Raw genomic sequence first — 18,060 nt, 5'->3', positions numbered from 1 at the left:
GGTGAAAACGGGTCGGTACGGCACCAGATCGCCAACGCCCCTGACGGCGTCGACGCCGTCGCCCTTGCCCATCTTGCATCGGCAGCAAAAGACAGCACGTTTGTTTTTGTCGCCCGTGATGACGCCCGCATGGCGAAGATGGAAAGCGTGCTCGCCTTTTTTGCGCCGGAAGTCGAAATCCGTAGCTTTCCAGCCTGGGACTGCCTGCCTTACGACCGGGTCAGTCCACATCGGGATATTCTGGCGCGCAGGATAGATGTCCTGACGGATCTCGCCACGGGGACAAAAGCCGCGACCGGTGCCAAAGGGCCGCCGCGCGTGATTGTGACGACGGTCAATGCCTTGATGCAGCGCGTCCCGCCGCGCACCACCTTCGCCGACCGTCTCAAGGAGATCACGCCGGGTGCGCGGATCGAAACTGCGGAGTTGCTCTCGTTTCTGTCTTCAAACGGTTACTTCCGCACTGAAACCGTCGGCGAAGCCGGCGAGTTTGCCATCCGTGGCGGGATCCTGGATGTTTTTCCAACCGGTGAAGAACAGCCCGTACGGCTGGACTTCTTCGGTGACGAACTCGAGAGCATTCGCCAGTTCGATCCCCTGACCCAACTGACCACGGGCCGGCTGGAACGGGTCGTTCTGAAGCCGGTCGGGGAGATCACACTGACTCCTGATGCCGTTGAACGCTTTCGTTCCGGTTATCGCGAAACCTTCGGCGCGGTATCGCGAGACGATCCGCTTTATGAAAGCGTGTCGGACGGCCGGGTTCATCCCGGCATGGAGCATTGGCTGCCGCTCTTCCATGATCGGCTTGAAACCCTGCTCGATTACCTCTCCGATCCCGTCGTGTTGCTGGATCATCAGGCGGCCGAAGCGCGCGACGCCCGCCTGGAGGCAATCGACGACTTCTATGGCGCCAGAAAGGCCATGGTATCCGTTCGCGACGCGGGTGGCGCACCCTATAAGCCCTTAAACCCCGCCCACCTCTACTTGACCACGGATGAATGGGACAAGGGTCTCTCAGCCCTGCGCGGCGGGATCTTCACGCCCTATGACCTCCCGGACGACCTTGACGGCATCCTGGATGCCGGCGCAAAGGCGGGCGAGAACTTCGCGGAAGCCCGGGCCAAAGATGACACCAATGTCTTCGATGCTGTCCGGCAGTTCATCCTGCAGGAACAATCAGCCGGTCGACGGGTCATCGTTGCCGCTTACAGCGACGGGGCCCGGGACCGCCTAAGCAGCCTGCTGCGCGAGCATGGTCAGGCAGGTCTGGCTGCGGCAGAGAGCTGGGCCGATGCAGGCAACCTGGACCGATCCTCCGTTGGCCTGATCACGCTGGAGATCGATCACGGCTTTACTACACCGGACTTCACCCTCATCACCGAGCAGGACATCCTGGGTGAACGGATCGGACGCCAACAGCGAAAACGGCGGCGTTCAGAGAACTTCCTGACCGAAGTCTCGACGCTGCAGGCGCTGGATCTCGTGGTTCATGTCGACCATGGCATAGGACGCTACGAGGGCTTGGAGACCATCGAGGTCGGTGGCGCACCCCACGACTGTCTCAAGGTGATCTACCACGGGGGCGACAAGCTCTTTGTCCCGGTCGAGAATATCGAGGTGCTCTCGCGCTTCGGCTCTGAAGATGCATCGGTCGAGCTCGACCGGCTGGGCGGCGCCGGCTGGCAGTCCCGCAAGGCCAAAGTCAAACAGCGTATCAAGGCAATTGCCGACGAGCTCATAAAGATCGCCGCAGCCCGTGCCATGAAGACCGCGGATTCACTTGTGCCTCAGGAGGGCATTTACGACGAGTTCGCCGCGCGCTTCCCCTTTCCGGAAACCGAAGATCAATTGCGCGCCATCGAAGATATTCTGGACGATCTGGGATCCGGTAAACCCATGGATCGGCTGGTTTGCGGCGACGTCGGTTTCGGCAAAACAGAAGTCGCCCTGCGCGCCGCCTTTATCGCGGTCATGGCTGGCAAACAAGTCGCTGTGGTGGTGCCGACGACCCTGCTGGCGCGTCAGCACTACAAGACCTTTTCAGAGCGTTTCACGGGCTTGCCCGTGAATGTCGTGCAACTGTCGCGCCTGGTCACCTCCAAGGACGCCAGCGACGCCAGGGCGGGCCTGGAGAAGGGCACAGTCGAAATCGTAATCGGAACACATGCGTTGTTGGGCAAGTCGGTTCGCTTCCGGGATCTGGGTCTGTTGATTGTCGACGAGGAACAGCATTTCGGCGTGAAACAGAAGGAACGCCTGAAGCAGATCCGCGAGGACGTACATGTCCTCACCCTGACCGCGACGCCGATTCCACGTACGCTGCAGCTCGCCATGTCAGGCGTGAAGGAAATGAGCCTGATCGCGACACCGCCGGTCGACCGGCTGGCCGTACGTACCTTCGTACTGCCTTACGATCCGGTGATCGTTCGAGAAGCGATCCTGCGCGAGCATTATCGGGGCGGACAGACCTTCTACGTCTGCCCGCGTCTGGCCGATATCGCCGAACTGAAAGAGCGGCTGGCCAAGCTGGTGCCTGAGGTCAAGATTGCAGTGGCACACGGGCAATTGCCGCCCAGCGAACTGGAAGCCGTCATGACGGCATTCTACGATCACCAGTACGACGTGCTGCTTTCCACCAACATCATCGAGTCCGGCCTGGATATCCCCAGCGCCAACACCATGATTGTCCACCGGGCAGATATGTTTGGCCTGGCCCAACTCTATCAGATCCGAGGACGTATCGGCCGCTCCAAAACCCGTGGCTATGCCTATCTGACCCTGCCGCCGGGCCGATTGTTGAGCACGGCCGCCGAAAAGCGCCTGAACGTCATGCAGACTCTCGACAGTCTGGGTGCCGGATTTACACTCGCCAGCCACGACATGGACATTCGCGGTGCCGGTAACCTGTTGGGCGAGGAACAGTCCGGGCACATCCGCGAAGTCGGAATTGAACTCTATCAGCAAATGCTCGAAGAGGCTGTCGCGGTTGCCAAAAGTGGTGGCCGGGCCGAAGAGGCAGACGAAGCCAAGGGTTGGACGCCGCAGATCAATGTCGGAACTTCGGTTTTGATTCCAGAGCGTTACGTAACCGACCTCAACGTCCGTCTTGGCCTCTATCGCCGCCTGTCGGAGTTGGTTACGCGTAACGAGATCGAGGGTTTTGCCGCCGAATTGATCGACCGCTTTGGCGATCTCCCTGAGGAGGTCGAAAATCTGCTCGACATCATGACAATTAAACAGCTCTGCCGCGACGCCGGCGTAATCAAGGTCGATTCCGGTCCCAAGGGCGCCGTCGTTGCCTTCCACAACGACCAGTTCGCCAACCCGGCAAAGCTGATCGGCTACATCCAGTCCCAGGCCGGGATCGTCAACCTGCGCCCGGACCACAAACTGGTCTACAAACGCGCCTGGAGCGATGCCAAGGCGCGCGTGAAGGGTGTACGGATGATGCTGGACAGTCTGGTGAAGTTGGCCACCGGTTAGGGCGTTAAGAAAAACAAACGCGAACAGGAACCAGGACTCATGAACGCACCGGTTGGTGAGGGCAGCATATTCGATCTTGTTGGTCTGGTTGTCTTTATTGCACTACCCACAATAGCGATTGCCCTTGAACGCGGACAAAAGTTTACGACGAGAGGAAAATTTGCCCTTTGGACAGTCGGTTTCTGCGTTTTGTTATTTCTAATTCTCGCCTATGTCGGCGGGGCTTACGGCGAATTTGGACTACCTCCCGAGGTATCCGTACTGCCTCCTTTGCTGGCCGCATACGCATTAGTCTTCTTTTATTTCCAACGGATTGCACGGCGGAGCATTGACGCAGGCTTACGAAAGATCGTCGCCTATTGCGCACTTATACCAGTTGTTAATTTACTCTTTGTCATCGCACTCCTGATTCTGCCAACCAAACGACGTACGGGCAACGGACAAGCAAGCGGAGGCAATTCGTCGAGCGAGTGGTATGATTCTAAAGGGCAGCAACTATATAGCTGCTTTTGCAAGGCCGCTGATGGCGAGTCAGGAGAACCGAAAATTTCCTGGTCTTGGATTCTTGCGCGCCGCGCGTTTTTCCGAATCTTCGACGACAAGGTCCAGTGCGGCAATTGGATTTTCCCCTTTTCCGAGGTGACTAAGGCGACAGTTTATAAGACGAAGCAGTGGCCTTTCACTCACAATATTCTTCAGTTGGAGACACCCGAACGATGTGTGCAGTTCGGTTTCTTAATTTGGGCCAATCCGACAAAGCATCTGAAACTAAATATCGAAACCAAGAACACGACGTTGAAAACACATCCGATTGCAATTGTTTTACGTGTCACCGTATTGGGCTATCTCGCCTTCGAAATCTGGAAGGCGGCGAGTTAGGGAGTATTGGCACGCATTGCCTCTGGCCAGACGGCATGTGTCCACGGGCGGGTACAAGCGCAGCCAGCGCTATCCAACCGACTTTTCTTGCTCACGCGTAACATCAAGATTTGGACGAAGATCCCGGCAACTGAGTGTCGGCTAGGGCGTGGCGGCATAGACTTCAGCTATCGAAGAACCAGACCAACACTGAAGTGTTTGTTACTACCTTAAGCGGGCAATCACGCTTTGCCTGGATGGTGGAATTCGATGACATTTTTATCTGGATCACGAATGAAAAAGAACTGCGACCCGTCAGGCAGGTTCACGGTTTCCGTGATTGGGATCCCCAGTTCAGCAAGCTGAGCCTTCACAGAATCCCGGTCTGTAATCTCCAAGGCAATGTGCGTAAAACCGGTATGCTTTTGCGGCACATCCATAAGCAGGTTCTCAGGCGCCGCATCTTCTGACGCATTCAGGATGAAGTTGATATTAACTCCGCTTGGGTGCTCCATGACCGCAACGGGTTCTGGACCGATCGGGCCGACGATAAACTCAAAGCCAAGCTTGTCGTAAAAATCACGGGTGACGTTCAAGTCCCGCACCCTCAGGCCTGCATGATTGATCCGCGTAATCTCTTTCAATGTTCGGCTCCAGGTACTTTTTAGAGTCTGGTCGCATTTCACTCAGTCTGCGAAATGCGTTAGTTGGCCTCTATAACATACTGGTAGAGGATGGTGCAGGTCCTTGATCGCTTCGGTCAAGAACGATAGCACGTTAAGAGGAAACTGGAATCCGGATTGGCAACATGAGGCACTTTGGCTTTACCGGGCGTATCGCAGTCAAGCCTACCCAACCGGCTCCGCTTCTTCGCGCGCGAGGTCGAAGAGTTGGAAGAAAACCTCCGGCGACTGAGCGCCGGGCAGGGCGTGTCGGCCGTTGAAAATGAAGCAGGGCACGCCGTTGATCCCGACACCGCGGGCTTGTGCATCCTCGGCGCGGATTGCATCGGCATCCTCGCCGGACGCCAGATAGCTGCGCGTCGCATCTTCTTCTAGGCCGCTGTCGGCCGCAACCGTGGCCAGTACGTCGTGATCGCCGATATTACGGCCATCGATGAAATAGGCCTGAAACAGATTCTCAACCACCGCATCCTGACAGAGGTTGCGCTCCGCAAAACGAATCAAACGGTGGGAATCGACGGTATTGGGTGTGTGCGTGATGCCATCGAAGTTAAATTGAATGCCTTCGGAAACACCCGCCTCACGGATCCGGTCATAGACGCTCTTGGCGTTCTCGGGGCCACCGAACTTGGTTTCCAGATAGAGTTTCCGGTCCATCCCACCCGCCGGCATGTCCGGGTTCAACTGAAAGGCACGCCAGCGGATCTTGAGCTCCGGCTGCGGACGCTCAGCCAGCGCCCGCTCCAGGCGGCGCTTACCGATCAGGCACCATGGGCAGATCGTGTCGGAGAAAATGTCGAGTTCCATGGCGCGGCGTCCTTAAGTTCAGCCGGAAGAAAACCCGGCAGGTCGTTATTTAAAGCCTGTTAAACTTGACCTTTCTTCCCCCAGCATTCAAGCATACTCGCCTAATCGTGACCCCGGTCCAGCGGACAAGGCAGGATCGCGGAGTAAGAAAGACATCGGGTTGGGAGGCGCAATGCCGGGTTCGAAGGAAATTGACGCGGGGACTGGCGCGATGCCCGGTGAGGTCTCGATTTTCGAACGCGGTCTCGGCGCCAACCCGGCAAATTTCGAGCCTCTGTCACCGGTCAGCTTCCTCCGGCGCGCGGCCCAGGTTTACCCGGACAAAATTGCCGTCATTCATGGCGAACAACGCTTCACCTATCGCGAATTCCATCAGCGTAGCTGCCGGCTGGCTTCATCCCTGGCAAAGCGGGGGATCGGCCCGGGCGATACCGTTGCCGTCATGGCGCCAAATGTGCCGGCCTTACTGGAAGCACACTATGGTATTCCAATGCTGGGGGCCGTACTCAACGCCCTGAATACCCGGCTCGACGCCGCCACCATCGCCTTCACCCTGAAGCACGGGGAAGCTAAGGTCCTGATCACAGACCGGGAATTTTCACCGGTCATTTCAAAGGCGCTCGAAGACGTCGAAAGCGATCTTCTGGTCGTGGATATCGATGATCCGCTTGCAGACTCGGGCGAACTCCTGGGCGATTTGGATTACGAAACCTTGCTGGTCGAGGGCGACGCAGCGTTTCCGGCAGGCCAGCCTCAAAACGAGTGGCAAGCCATCTGTCTGCTCTATACTTCGGGGACCACCGGTAACCCCAAAGGTGTGGTCTACCATCACCGGGGCGCCTATCTGAATGCCCTGGGCAATGTGATCACCTTCGGTCTTTCTCCGGCGAGCGTCTATCTCTGGACCCTGCCGATGTTCCATTGCAACGGCTGGACCTTTACCTGGGCGGTGACTGCGGCTTGTGCCACACACGTTTGTCTACGCAAGGTCGATCCGGCCCTGATCTATCCGATGATTAATGAACACAAAGTCACCCAGATGTGCGGCGCACCAATCGTGCTCAACATGCTGGCCAATGCGCCGGATAGGTTGAAAATAGCCTTCGACCACAAGGTGGAGATCGCAACCGGCGGCGCAGCACCACCAAGCGCCGTGATCGAAGCTATGGAAAACAATGGTTTTCAAGTCCTCCATCTATATGGCCTGACAGAATCCTACGGACCTGCAACGCTTTGCGCCTGGCAGGATAATTGGGACAGGCTGGATCTACCGGGCAGGGCGGCCATGATGGCGCGTCAGGGTGTAAGCCTCGTGACCCTTGAAGACATCATGGTTGCCGATCCGGAGAGTCTTGAGGAGTGTTCTTGGGATGCCGAAAGCATGGGCGAGCTGATGCTGCGTGGGAACACCGTGATGAAGGGCTATCTGAAGAATCCGGAAGCAACCAGCGCTGCGCTCTCGGGTGGCTGGTTTCATAGCGGCGATCTGGCAGTTCGGCATCCGGACGGCTACATCGAGATCAAAGATCGGGCCAAGGACGTGATCATCTCGGGCGGCGAGAACATCTCCAGTCTCGAGATCGAGGATACGCTCTACCGTCATCCAAAAGTTCTCGAAGCCGCCGTGGTTGCGAAATCGGATGAGAAATGGGGTGAAACTCCCTGTGCGTTTGTGACTTTGAAAGAAGGTCAAGACGCGACCGCTGAAGATATTATTGCCTTCTGCCGCGAGAACATGGCCGGTTTCAAGATCCCCAAAACGGTCGTCTTCCGCGCATTGCCCAAGACCTCGACCGGTAAGATCCAGAAGTACCTGCTGCGAGACCAAGCCCAGGAGTTATGACTGAGCGATGAAACAGTTTGATGGAGATATCTTCGCGTTATGCCTATGAATTCTCTCTTTAATCTCGAAGGCCAGGTCGCCATCGTCACCGGTGCATCGAGCGGTCTAGGCCGGCACTTTGCGCAAACCCTCGCCGCCGCCGGCGCCAAAGTAGCGCTTGCGGCCCGGCGCACGGATTCCTTGAGTGATCTGGCCCGCAAAATCGGCGCGGAAGACGGCCGTGCCATCCCGGTCCGCCTCGACGTCACCGACCCTGATTCGATCGGGGCCTGCATCGAAACTGCCGAGACCGAACTGGGCCCGATCACCATCCTGATAAACAACGCCGGCATCGCGATTTCGAAACCAGCGCTGGAACTTGACCGTGAAGAGTGGAACCGCGTGATCGATACCAATCTCAATGGTGTCTGGCATATGGCGCAGCAAGTTGCCCAGCACATGACGCGGTTGGGGCATGGCGGTTCGATCATTAATATCGCCTCTGTGCTGGGGATGCGCGCAACCGGACACCTGGCGGGGTACTGCGCCACCAAGGCCGCCGTGGTCAATCTGACCAGGGCGCTGTCGATCGAGCTGGCCCGCTATAATATCCGCGTCAACGCGCTGGCGCCGGGTTATATCGAGACCGACATCAATCGCGAATTTCTCAACTCTGCCGCCGGTGAAACCCTGAAGAAGAAAATTCCCCAGCGCGGCTTCGGCCAGGAAAGCGATCTGGACGGCGCCCTCCTGCTGATGGCATCAGAAGCCTCACGCTATATGACCGGCAGCGTCATTACCATCGACGGCGGACAGTCGGCGGCGGTGTAATTCCACTCAGTAGAAACGTCAAAAAACCAGATTAACCCAGAGGCCTAAGCCATGGATTTTGCTTTAAATTCAGAAACCGCCGAGCTTTGTCGGCGCATCCGTTCCTTCGTCGCCGACGAGATCCTGCCGCTGGAAGACGACCGCGCCAACTTCGACGAACATGAGAACATCCGCCTGGATGTGTTGGAGACGGTCCGTACCAAAGCGAAGGCCGAAGGGCTCTGGTCGCTACAGATGCCCAAGGAACGGGGCGGCGGCGGGCTTTCCACAGTCGGCATGGCAGCCTGCTACGAGGAAATGGGCCGCTCCATCTTCGGGCCTGTGGTGTTCAATTCCGCCGCGCCCGATGACGGCAACATGTACGTCTTGAACCGGGTGGCCACGGAGGAGCAGAAGGAACGCTGGCTGCAGCCAATTATCGACGGCAAGGTCCGTTCCGCCTTTGCCATGACCGAACCTGCCCCCGGTTCCGGGTCCGACCCCTCGGTCATGCTGACCCGTGCAGAGCGCCGGAACGACCGCTGGATCGTCAACGGTCACAAGTGGTTCATCACCGGCGCGGCAGAAGCAAAGCACTTCATCCTGCTCGCAAAAACTTCGGACGATCCACGCAGAGGCCTGACCGCCTTCTTGGTCGCCCACGACCAGCCCGGTTTCCGAGTCGGCCGGCGCATTCCCATCATGGGACCGGAAGAACACGGCGGCCACTGCGAGGTCCACCTGGAAGATCTGGAGATCCCCGACGAGAACCGCCTGATGGAGGCCGGCGATGGACTCAAGCTGACCCAGATCCGTCTGGGCACGGCCCGCCTGACCCACTGCATGCGATGGCTCGGCATGGCTAAGCGTGCGGTGGAGATCGCAGTGCCCTACGTGCGTGAACGTGACAGTTTTGGCAGTAAACTGGCTGAACATGAAGGCGTACAGTGGTTGCTGGGCGAAGTCGCCATGGAAATCGAGATCGGACGGCTGCTGACCATGAAAGCCGCCGCGACTCTGGACTCTGGCGATTTTGCGCGCAAAGAGGTCTCCATGGCTAAAGTGCAAGTCTCCGAAACCCTTCATAAAGCCATCGACACCGCGATCCAACTTTGCGGCGCCCGGGGGTACTCGAAGGATACGCCGCTGGAATGGATGTACCGCTACGCCCGCCAGGCGCGGCTGGTCGATGGGGCGTCTGAGGTCCACAAGATGGTTCTGGCACGTAACTACATGAAAGAAGGTTCGGATTTTTGGTCCTGGCGCTAGATCACTCCCTTCCGCGAGAAGGGCCGGGAACATCATCCCCGCAGCCGGCGGCAGGCTTGACCGCATTTATTGCACAAAGGCTTGGCCGGAGCGATATCAGGCTCCTGTCCTGCGAACGCCTGGAAGGCGGCGCGGTGCAGGAGAACTGGCGACTTGTCGTTGCCATTGGCGATCGGGACGCCGGCCAAACTGAGCGCTATGTCCTGCGCACGGACGCCAAAACGGCCTTACCGGACAGCCGGCCTAAATCTGAGGAATTCAACATCCAGAGCTTGGCCTGGGCGGCCGGTGTCCTGGTACCCGAACCCCTGTGGATCTGCGAGAGCGAAGCAGTGATCGGAGCACCTTTCTTTCTCACACGGGAGGTCGCAGGTTGCGCGCGAGGCCACGCGATCATGGCGTTAAACCGGGAAAAGGACGGTAATCCCGATCTGGTGTGTCAACTCGGACAGCAGCTCGCAAAAATACATAACATCAAACACCTGCCACCCGAACTCGTGACCCTACGCGAACCACTCGGAAGTCCTGCAGAGAATGCGGTTCGGCATTGGCGGCAGCAACTCGATGACCTTCCCGGCAGATGGCCCATCCTCGAATGGAGCCTGCGCTGGTGTGAAAAGCATCTCGCCGCCGAGCCGGATGAAGAATGCCTGCTGCACGGTGATTTCCGCACAGGCAACTACATGGTCGAAGCCGAAGCGGGCGGCACCGGACGTCTGACTGGAATCCTGGATTGGGAATTCGCCTCCTGGGGCGATCCCATGAGCGACATCGGCTGGTTCTGCGCAACCTGCTGGCGTTTTGACCGTCCTGATCTCGAGGCCGGCGGGATCGGCTCAAGGAAAGTGTTCTATCAGGCCTATCAGGACGCATCCGGTGCAAAGGTCGATCCTCAAGCAGTCCGGTTCTGGGAGGTGCTCGCCCATATTCGCTGGGCCGTGATAGCAGTGCAGCAGGGCAGCCGCTTTTTTGAGGGCAGGGAAGACAGCCTCGACCTGGCCCTGACCGGGCGGCGCAGGCCTGCGCAGATACAGGCGTTGCTGCTTAAGATGACGGCGCCGGAAATGTGGGAGGTCCGGATGCCACCGCCGGAGTCCGCGAACAGCAATATCCCGCAGGCAAGGCCGCAGAAGGGAAGAAGCATGACCGATCGCGAAGCAAGCAGGCGCATTCTCGCAAGTGCCGCCACGCTGTTCCAGGACGAGATTGAACCGGTGTTGCCAGCCAATCGGCGTGAAACGGGCCGTATGATCCGCGATGCGCTCGATTGTGTTTTGTCAGATCTGGAACCGAATGAAAACGGAGCCGGACAGCAAGTTTCGTCCAAAGATGAGAAGCTTGCCGCACAAATTCGCAACGGCGACATGGACGGCGAAAACGCCACGCACCTTGCGCTTTTAGGAGAGATTTCCAGAAACCTCGACAGCTGAACATCGCCTTGGTGCACCTCGAGAAAAAATCCTCGCGTATTACTGGCAAGTTTATCTAAAGAGTTTGTTTGTAGACTGGCGTGATGTGCTCTCAGCCACTTTATAGCCTGTCGGAAGACACACCTGATCAGATTGACGATCCACTGCTGGCGGATCTCTATCTCTATTGGTCAGGTTTGCGGTTGGGTAGCGCGATCCCCTTGCGCAGCAATCTGGATCCTATCGATATCCCGCATCTGCTGCCCTACGTCATTCTGGCCGAATGCTACGACGCCGGCCAACGCATCAAATTCCGGCTGACCGGCTCCGACATCGCCTTTGCACCGGGTTCGGACCTCACGGGACGTTACATCCACGAAAGAGGGCCTAAAACGCCTTATCTGGAGCATTTGAGCGAGCTCTACCGCCTGGGCGCCACCAGTACAGAAGGCGTCTACAGCGCCTTCTCTTACGGCTATCTTGGCGATAGCGGTCCCAAAATGGTCAGGCGCATCTTTTTGCCGTTAAACGGCGATGAGGATATCCCCTCGATGCTTCTGGTCGGACAGGTACGCGACAAAAGCACGCCGCTGGCCAAGCCGATCTGGCTGACCGAGCCCGAACTCATCGAACCGGCTGCGCTCTTCGCGATCCAGACACCAAGCCCGCCCCAAACTCAGGCTATTTCCTAAAATTCTTAGGCTTTCGTGCGTTCAGCTGTTGCGTCTGACGGCGGTATCCGCGGGCTGAACGGCTGTATCAGCTGGCCGGCAAAACTCTCGGGCATATGATCGTGAATGCCGATGACTGCTGGCGGGCGCCGCGGTGCGTCGAAGTAAGTTCCGAACAGCAGGTCCCACAGCATCAGGTTCTCGCCGTAGTTCTTATTGCCTTCGCGCAGGTCCATCGAATGGTGCCAGCGGTGCAGGCCCGGTGTGTTGAAGATGTAATTCAGGAAGCCGAAACGCATCTCGATGTTGCAGTGAGTCAGGATACCGATAAAGGCGGTGATCCCACTGACCCAAATGAACACTTCCTTGGGCGCACCGGCCAGGAACAATAGCGGTTGGCTGAGCACAATGCTGAGCGCAGTGTCAACAAAATGAAACCGGCCGGTGTTGAAGAACCAGAGGCGTTTGACACTGTGATGCACGGCATGAAAGCGCCATAGATAGGGGATCTCGTGAGCCAGACGATGTGCCCAGTAGAGACCGAATTCCGCAACCACCAGTCCAACGATGACCTGCACGGCAAGAGGCCATTCACGCGGCCAGATCCCGCCGCCTTCCGGTGCCAGCGTCTCTGCGGCACCCATTGCCGTCGCCGTCACGACTAAAACCTGAACCAACCCCTTGTTCAACAGGGTGTGCGAAAGATCTGGCAGGATCTGTCCGTCATTCCGCAGCCAGTTGGCCTCGTGCGGCATGGCGCGCTCCAGGAAAAAGAGCGTCACGGCAAGGCTCAAATAGACAGCGTTGAAGGTGAGCACACCATGACCGTTCATCATGCCGAGCTGGGTAAAACCTATACAGACCGCTAAAAGCAGCGGCCATGACAGGTAGGAAAAGACGATGCGAATCATGTTTCTGGCGGAATCCCCCGGAGAATCGCGGCATGGTAAACGAAGCCTATGTAATTGCAAAAGCTTTCGATTCTCTTCAAGACTCTGTGACGTCTCTCCCAAACCGCACGCGTACAGGCTTCGGGCCGCATTAGGGATTATTGAGGTTCTGGATATCGCCGCAACAAACTCTTGAATCTCAGCATACCTAGTCGAATACAAAATCCCGTTTCGCCTTCACATCGCCGATGACGACGGACGTCTGGATTTCGGAAACTGCGGGAACGTCCGCCAACTCCTGACGCAGAACAGCTTCGTAATCCGACATTTCGGGCAGGTGGATGGTCAGCAGATAGTCGTAGGCACCGGTGATCAATTGACAGTTCAGGACATGATCGATCCGCCGGATCGCGTCTTCAAAGCGCCGGATGTTGTCCCGGTTCCGGTTTTCCAGCTTCACGAAGACATAGAGCGAGATGGAAAAGCCGCAAGCCTTGGGATCAACCACCGCGCTATAACCAAGGATGACACCGGCTTCTTCCAGCAGCTTCAATCGGCGCTTACAGGGGGTCGGGGAAAGGCCAACGCGTTCGGAGAGCTCCTGAACCGGCATGCGCCCCTTTATCTGGAGAGCTGTGATAATCTTACGATCAAAGTGGTCTAGGGTTCGTTTCATGAGATCAATATTAGAGAAAAACACTAAAATATAGATATTATTTAGCCGAAATAGGCCGATAACACTACTAGAGAATCGCTAGAATGCTTTCCACCGGCCCGTTCAAAGCGAAGGCGCCGTGGAATTGCATGGAGCGAGTCATGACCAAGTCGAACTACGGAAAAACGCGCATTGGTGAGCGGGAGCTGCAGCCTGAGACTCTGATGATGTCCTATGGTTACGATCCCAGTCTGTCCGAAGGCGCGGTGAAGCCGCCAGTCTTTCTTACCTCCACTTTCGTCTTTCCCACTGCAGAGGACGGCGAGGAATTCTTCAACGTCACGTCCGGTCGCAAACCCTTGCCCGAAGGCGAAACGGCGGGCCTAATCTACAGCCGTTTCAATCACCCCAACGTCGAGATCGTCGAGGACCGCCTTGCCCTCATGGAAGGGGCTGAGGCCGCAGTGGTGTTGTCGAGCGGAATGGGAGCCATCTCCGCAACCTTCATGGCTTTTCTGCGCCCCGGTGACGTCATACTGCACAGTTCGCCACTCTACGGTGGAACCGAGGTGCTGATTCGTAACATTCTTCCCGAATTCGGCATCCAATCGGTCGAGTTCCACGACGGCTTGAACCATGAAGAACTCGCCACTGCGGCCGAAAAGGCCAAGTCACTTGGGCGGGTGGCTATGATTTACGCGGAAACTCCTGGAAACCCCACGAATGCCCTCGTCGATTTCGATCTGATAACGAATCTCGCCAAGCAACTGGAAAGAGATACGGGTCTCAGGCCCGTAACTGTGATCGACAACACCATGCTCGGCCCCGTGTTCCAGCGCCCGGTCCAGCACGGTATCGACCTTTCCGTCTATTCACTGACCAAATATGTCGGCGGGCACAGCGACCTGGTCGCTGGCGGAGTCTGTGGCAAGGCAGAGGCGGTCAAAAAGGTCTGGGCGATCCGCGGCGCAATGGGCTTGAACCTGGACCCGCATACCAGTTGGATGCTCTCTCGCTCGCTGGAAACCCTGACCCTTCGGATGGAGCGGGCTGCGACGTCTGCTCTGAAGGTTGCCGCCTGGCTCGCCGGCAACAGCTACCTTCCCGGCCGTGTCCTTCATCCCGAAGCCATGGAAGGCGAAATCTATCAGGCCGTCTATAAACGCCAGTGCAGCGGAGGCGGCTCGACCTTTTCCTTTGTCTTCCCTGGAACCCGCAGCCAGGCGTTTAGCGTCATCAACGCCCTTTCTCTCTTCAAATCCGCGGTCAGCCTCGGCGGTACGGAATCCCTGGTCAGCCATCCAGCCTCGACCACCCACTCCGGCGTGCCGGATGAGGTACGCAATCAGGTCGGCATCGAGGAAGGCCTGATCCGTTTTTCAATCGGCCTGGAACATCCAGACGATTTGATCGCCGATTTGGAGAATGCTTTTCGCACGGTAATCAAACGACAGGCCGCGGCCGAATAGCCGGTCAGACGCCAGACCAGGCTTTTCGGCGAACCACCAGGGATAACAACCCAGAAACCAGGAAGCTGTAGATAAAGAAGCCCATGGTTAGGGTTTCGAAGGACGTCCCGGCGTCGAACAGCAGGCCCATAAAGGGTGGCGACAGCGCCGTCGAAAAAACCATAAGGGAAGTGACGAAGGAACGGATGGCCCCTAGATGGGTCACGCCATAAAGCTCCGCCCAGAGCGCGCCGAAGAGCGCGGCACCAGTACCAGCCGTCGCACCGGTTGCAAACATGTAGAGGGTCGCAGCCAGAGGATCCGACGAAAAGGACAGTAGCAGCATGGCGGCGCCCATGGGCAACAGGAAGACCGGCAGCAGGCGGCGCGCACCGAAACGGTCGATTGCCTGACCTGCGCAGAGTCCGGTTAAACTTTGGCTGATGGCAAAGACGATAAAGGCCGTTGCCAGCAATTCGAGAGACCAACCCTTTACATCGGCCAGGTGGCGCTGATGAAAGAACATTCCGGTCGTAATGAAAGAAGGCGCCAGCACCGCCGGCAGGACCAGGTAAAAGCGGCTGTCACGCAGAACCTCCCGCAGGGATGATTCCCTGCTGACTCGCTTGCGCTCGTTGCCCGGCAGGGCGGATTCGGGTTCCGAGACCCTCTTATGGGGCGCCGAACTCAAAAGGACCATCGCGATCGGCAGAATCACGACCACGACGGCTGCAGCAAAGAGACTCCAGGAAGACCGCCAGCCGTAAGCCCCCAAAACCGCGATCGCAATAAAGGGCAGGGCGGCTTCGCCCAAGGGGTAACCGAGAGTCGCCAGACTGACCGCCTTACCGCGCGCGCGCTTGAAGTAACGTGCCATACAGACCAAGGCGATGTGCCCTAAGAGACCCTGGCCGCAAAGCCGCAACCCAAAGATCGCCAGGCAAAGCAACGCGACCGAAGTCGCGTTTGCCATGGTCAGACAGGCCGCGGCAAGCCCGAGAATGACCAAAGCGGTGAAAATCCTAAGATCTAAACGATCGATCGCCCGGCCAACCCAGATCAGCAAGAAACCGCTGCTCAGGGTTGCTATTGAATAGACGCTGCCGAATTCGCCGTGGCTCAGCCCGAAGTCGCTCCGCAATTCGTTGCCGAACAACGAGATGAAAAAGGTCTGCCCGAAACTCGACGCAAAGGTCAGAAACAGGCCAAAACCCAGAAATCGCGGATTGGCGAATATGAACGACAGGTAGCTCATACAATAAAGTGTCCAAATGCGGGCGGAACACAGCAAGAGGTTACGAATGGCGTCAACTTTCGGCAGTCGACGTCAAAAGTCGGAGGGTAGTGCTGAGAACAAGTTTCGTTCATGACACAGACTCGCCGATAATCAAGGTCTTAAAATCGCAATATCTGCTTAAGCTTTCGTGATTGATCACGGAAAAACGGCGTGAATTAACGCTTCTTCAAGGTCGTGCACCTATAGTTCGCACGCGCAGGATCATGTTTTAGATAAATCCAAGCGGTCATATCCAATTCGTCATGGACCGCTACGCATTGCGACGAGGAGACGCAAGGTATGCTGTCCGCTTTGATGAATCAGGCTTCCGATCTGCTGCAGCAGACCCGAGACCGGCTGCACGCTAATTCCCTGGGTCTCCCCGCATCCTCCGACTCTGCCTCTGAAGCAAAGAACCCCGCAGGCGCCGTTCCCGCACTCGAGAAAAGCGACGGAGAGGGCGGTTCGTTCGATCGCTTCGATCGCGATGCCACGACACTGAGGCTGTCCGCACGCGCCCGTCTTCAGGCCTATGGCCAGGAAAAAGGGGCGAGCGGAGCAAGCGAAAACAATGATGCCAAAGGCCTCGGCCTCGACAATCTGGGACAGGCCGTCTCCGGGGCCATTCAGGAACTCAGAAACGAGCTTGAAAAGGCTTTCACCGCCCTGGGTCTCGATGCGAGCAAGGCAGCAAGTGCCGCCAATGCCGCGCGGGACGCCGTGACCGGCGCCACTCAGCGCGAGTCCTTCCAGCTTGAATTGAGCCAGATCACCGCCCAGGAAACCCGCGCCCAGCAGAGCGATGGTGATTTCTACTACGGCGCGTCTCTTGTGGCCGAACAGCTTGAAGTTTCCTACGATGCCGAGACCGGTGTGTTCCAGGCCAGTGTTGTCCGGGTTTCGATTTCAGTGGAAGTCGGTACCGGCGATTTCGTGAATGATGTCGGTGCCGGAACCCTGCTGAACAGCGATGGCGGGCAGATTGATCTTGATCAGCTTCTCGGCGGTTCCTTCTTCAACGGCCTGCAGCTTGCGGCCGGGGAGCAGGAGAGGGCGGTCGTCCAGCCGGCGGCCAAAGAGACAGACGACGATGACGTCGACGCGGTCACCCGCCTCAAATCTCCGGACGATATCGAGGAAACATCGGATGACGACGGTGAAGCCGGATCGCTTGTCCTGATTTCCTCACCCACCGACGAGCAGCCGACAGAAGCCAGTACAGCGGTGCAACGCTTCCGGCTTGATATCCTGGTGCGGATCTCACAGCCCGCGGCAGAAGCCCAGCAAGCCCCGGCCCAACAGACGTCCGTCAACCAATTGACGAACGAGCCCACCGCTGTCCCCTTCGAATTGCTCGAGCCCGTCGACATCAGCGTCTAATTTCTCTTTAGGTCTGATTTTTCCACGACAGAGTGCGCTGCCGATGGGCCGCGCTTGGCAAAATCGCTTTGATCGCTTTTCGCCGGTTTCGTGACAGGCGGGAAACATCCTTTAATTCATATGGTTAGAAGTCCCTCGTGGTCTTGCTCGCTTCGTTCAAGACCGATCACACGCTATGTTCCTTATATGATTTCTTAATGTTCTCTTTTTGTTCTTGATTCAAGAATCCTTATCTCCTATCCTGCTTTCAACAAGACGCAGATGGAGGACTTACAGTGATTCAAGAACGAACAAGAAATCTCGACATGCTCCTCAGCAGCATTGCCGCCGTTGGAAGCTTCTGCTTCTTCCTGTTCGTACTGACCTTTGGATGGGTGACGGCATTCGAGGTTATGGCCCGCTAAGCTCTATTTTTCTTTAAGGCATGTAGCACCGCTATCCGGAACATAAAAAAGTTCCACTCCAAACATTCAGTCGGAAACTTTCTCGTCCTGACAAGGCGCGGTTCGCGATGCCAAGCCCCCCCTAATCTTGTGCATCAGGTAAGAACGACGGCGCTGTCAGGACGGGGAAGAGTCTGGCTGTCGTTGGGCAGT

General features: G+C 57.4%; 14 protein-coding genes. 9 read left to right on the top strand and 5 right to left on the bottom strand.

Translation table 11 applies throughout. The annotated features are described in order from the left end of the window. Positions 1-129: 129 nt before the first annotated feature. Complete coding sequence (mfd, locus tag QMZ18_RS21140) at positions 130-3,486, top strand: transcription-repair coupling factor (protein ID WP_322097260.1); 3,357 nt, start codon at positions 130-132, stop codon at positions 3,484-3,486. Positions 3,487-3,525: 39 nt separating this feature from the next. Further along, positions 3,526-4,365: a hypothetical protein gene (locus QMZ18_RS21135; protein ID WP_282608330.1), complete on the top strand. Its 840-nt coding sequence runs from the start codon at positions 3,526-3,528 to the stop codon at positions 4,363-4,365. 221 nt (positions 4,366-4,586) lie between these two features. Here the strand turns inward: QMZ18_RS21135 and QMZ18_RS21130 are convergent, their stop codons facing one another. Then, positions 4,587-4,988 (bottom strand): VOC family protein, encoded by a 402-nt coding sequence (locus QMZ18_RS21130; protein WP_282608329.1) that lies wholly within the window; start codon positions 4,986-4,988, stop codon positions 4,587-4,589. A gap of 204 nt (positions 4,989-5,192) precedes the next feature. Then, positions 5,193-5,834 (bottom strand): DsbA family oxidoreductase, encoded by a 642-nt coding sequence (locus QMZ18_RS21125; protein WP_282608328.1) that lies wholly within the window; start codon positions 5,832-5,834, stop codon positions 5,193-5,195. 172 nt (positions 5,835-6,006) lie between these two features. Between QMZ18_RS21125 and QMZ18_RS21120 the strand changes: the two genes are divergently transcribed. The 5 genes from QMZ18_RS21120 to QMZ18_RS21100 all read left to right on the top strand — a co-directional run bounded on the left by QMZ18_RS21120 (position 6,007) and on the right by QMZ18_RS21100 (position 11,836). Beyond that, complete coding sequence (locus tag QMZ18_RS21120; protein ID WP_282608327.1) at positions 6,007-7,677, top strand: acyl-CoA synthetase; 1,671 nt, start codon at positions 6,007-6,009, stop codon at positions 7,675-7,677. 39 nt (positions 7,678-7,716) lie between these two features. Further along, positions 7,717-8,487: a glucose 1-dehydrogenase gene (locus tag QMZ18_RS21115; RefSeq protein ID WP_322097252.1), complete on the top strand. Its 771-nt coding sequence runs from the start codon at positions 7,717-7,719 to the stop codon at positions 8,485-8,487. Positions 8,488-8,538: 51 nt separating this feature from the next. Further along, positions 8,539-9,735, top strand: coding sequence for an acyl-CoA dehydrogenase family protein (locus tag QMZ18_RS21110; RefSeq protein WP_282608326.1), 1,197 nt, complete (start codon positions 8,539-8,541; stop codon positions 9,733-9,735). Positions 9,736-9,791: 56 nt separating this feature from the next. After that, positions 9,792-11,165 (top strand): phosphotransferase family protein, encoded by a 1,374-nt coding sequence (locus tag QMZ18_RS21105; protein WP_282608325.1) that lies wholly within the window; start codon positions 9,792-9,794, stop codon positions 11,163-11,165. 83 nt (positions 11,166-11,248) lie between these two features. After that, positions 11,249-11,836 carry a PAS domain-containing protein gene (locus QMZ18_RS21100; RefSeq protein WP_282608324.1) on the top strand — a complete coding sequence of 196 codons (588 nt, stop codon included), beginning with the start codon at positions 11,249-11,251 and terminating at the stop codon, positions 11,834-11,836. 5 nt (positions 11,837-11,841) lie between these two features. On the opposite strand, the gene QMZ18_RS21095 is transcribed toward QMZ18_RS21100, so the two are convergent. Both QMZ18_RS21095 and QMZ18_RS21090 read right to left on the bottom strand, forming a co-directional pair. Continuing rightward, the gene (locus tag QMZ18_RS21095; protein WP_282608323.1) at positions 11,842-12,726 is read right to left on the bottom strand and encodes a sterol desaturase family protein; all 885 of its coding nucleotides are present in this window, start codon (positions 12,724-12,726) and stop codon (positions 11,842-11,844) included. 187 nt (positions 12,727-12,913) lie between these two features. Further along, positions 12,914-13,381, bottom strand: coding sequence for an Lrp/AsnC family transcriptional regulator (locus QMZ18_RS21090; protein ID WP_282608322.1), 468 nt, complete (start codon positions 13,379-13,381; stop codon positions 12,914-12,916). 140 nt (positions 13,382-13,521) lie between these two features. On the opposite strand from QMZ18_RS21090, the gene QMZ18_RS21085 reads away from it, so the two are divergent. Then, positions 13,522-14,829, top strand: coding sequence for a cystathionine gamma-synthase family protein (locus QMZ18_RS21085; RefSeq protein WP_282608321.1), 1,308 nt, complete (start codon positions 13,522-13,524; stop codon positions 14,827-14,829). 4 nt (positions 14,830-14,833) lie between these two features. On the opposite strand, the gene QMZ18_RS21080 is transcribed toward QMZ18_RS21085, so the two are convergent. After that, entirely contained in the window at positions 14,834-16,063 is a 1,230-nt protein-coding gene (locus QMZ18_RS21080; protein WP_282608320.1) for an MFS transporter, read from the bottom strand. A 321-nt stretch (positions 16,064-16,384) separates the two neighbouring features. On the opposite strand from QMZ18_RS21080, the gene QMZ18_RS21075 reads away from it, so the two are divergent. Then, the gene (locus QMZ18_RS21075) at positions 16,385-17,464 is read left to right on the top strand and encodes a hypothetical protein (RefSeq protein WP_282608319.1); all 1,080 of its coding nucleotides are present in this window, start codon (positions 16,385-16,387) and stop codon (positions 17,462-17,464) included. Positions 17,465-18,060: the final 596 nt, after the last annotated feature.

This window comes from Pelagibius sp. Alg239-R121, assembly GCF_947331435.1.
In the GTDB taxonomy this organism is placed as follows: Bacteria; Pseudomonadota; Alphaproteobacteria; order Kiloniellales; family Kiloniellaceae; genus Denitrobaculum.
This window is presented reverse-complemented; position numbering and strand designations above follow the sequence as displayed.

Excerpts from the sequence above, each read along its gene's own strand:
- QMZ18_RS21100 (WP_282608324.1), top strand. The coding sequence starts at position 11,249 with ATGTGCTCTCAGCCACTTTATAGCCTGTCGGAAGACACACCTGATCAG.
- QMZ18_RS21075 (WP_282608319.1), top strand. The coding sequence starts at position 16,385 with ATGCTGTCCGCTTTGATGAATCAGGCTTCCGATCTGCTGCAGCAGACC.
- QMZ18_RS21125 (WP_282608328.1), bottom strand. The coding sequence starts at position 5,834 with ATGGAACTCGACATTTTCTCCGACACGATCTGCCCATGGTGCCTGATC.
- QMZ18_RS21110 (WP_282608326.1), top strand. The coding sequence starts at position 8,539 with ATGGATTTTGCTTTAAATTCAGAAACCGCCGAGCTTTGTCGGCGCATC.
- QMZ18_RS21135 (WP_282608330.1), top strand. The coding sequence starts at position 3,526 with ATGAACGCACCGGTTGGTGAGGGCAGCATATTCGATCTTGTTGGTCTG.
- QMZ18_RS21095 (WP_282608323.1), bottom strand. The coding sequence starts at position 12,726 with ATGATTCGCATCGTCTTTTCCTACCTGTCATGGCCGCTGCTTTTAGCG.
- QMZ18_RS21120 (WP_282608327.1), top strand. The coding sequence starts at position 6,007 with ATGCCGGGTTCGAAGGAAATTGACGCGGGGACTGGCGCGATGCCCGGT.
- mfd (WP_322097260.1), top strand. The coding sequence starts at position 130 with ATGGCGAAGATGGAAAGCGTGCTCGCCTTTTTTGCGCCGGAAGTCGAA.
- QMZ18_RS21090 (WP_282608322.1), bottom strand. The coding sequence starts at position 13,381 with ATGAAACGAACCCTAGACCACTTTGATCGTAAGATTATCACAGCTCTC.
- QMZ18_RS21085 (WP_282608321.1), top strand. The coding sequence starts at position 13,522 with ATGACCAAGTCGAACTACGGAAAAACGCGCATTGGTGAGCGGGAGCTG.
- QMZ18_RS21080 (WP_282608320.1), bottom strand. The coding sequence starts at position 16,063 with ATGAGCTACCTGTCGTTCATATTCGCCAATCCGCGATTTCTGGGTTTT.
- QMZ18_RS21115 (WP_322097252.1), top strand. The coding sequence starts at position 7,717 with ATGCCTATGAATTCTCTCTTTAATCTCGAAGGCCAGGTCGCCATCGTC.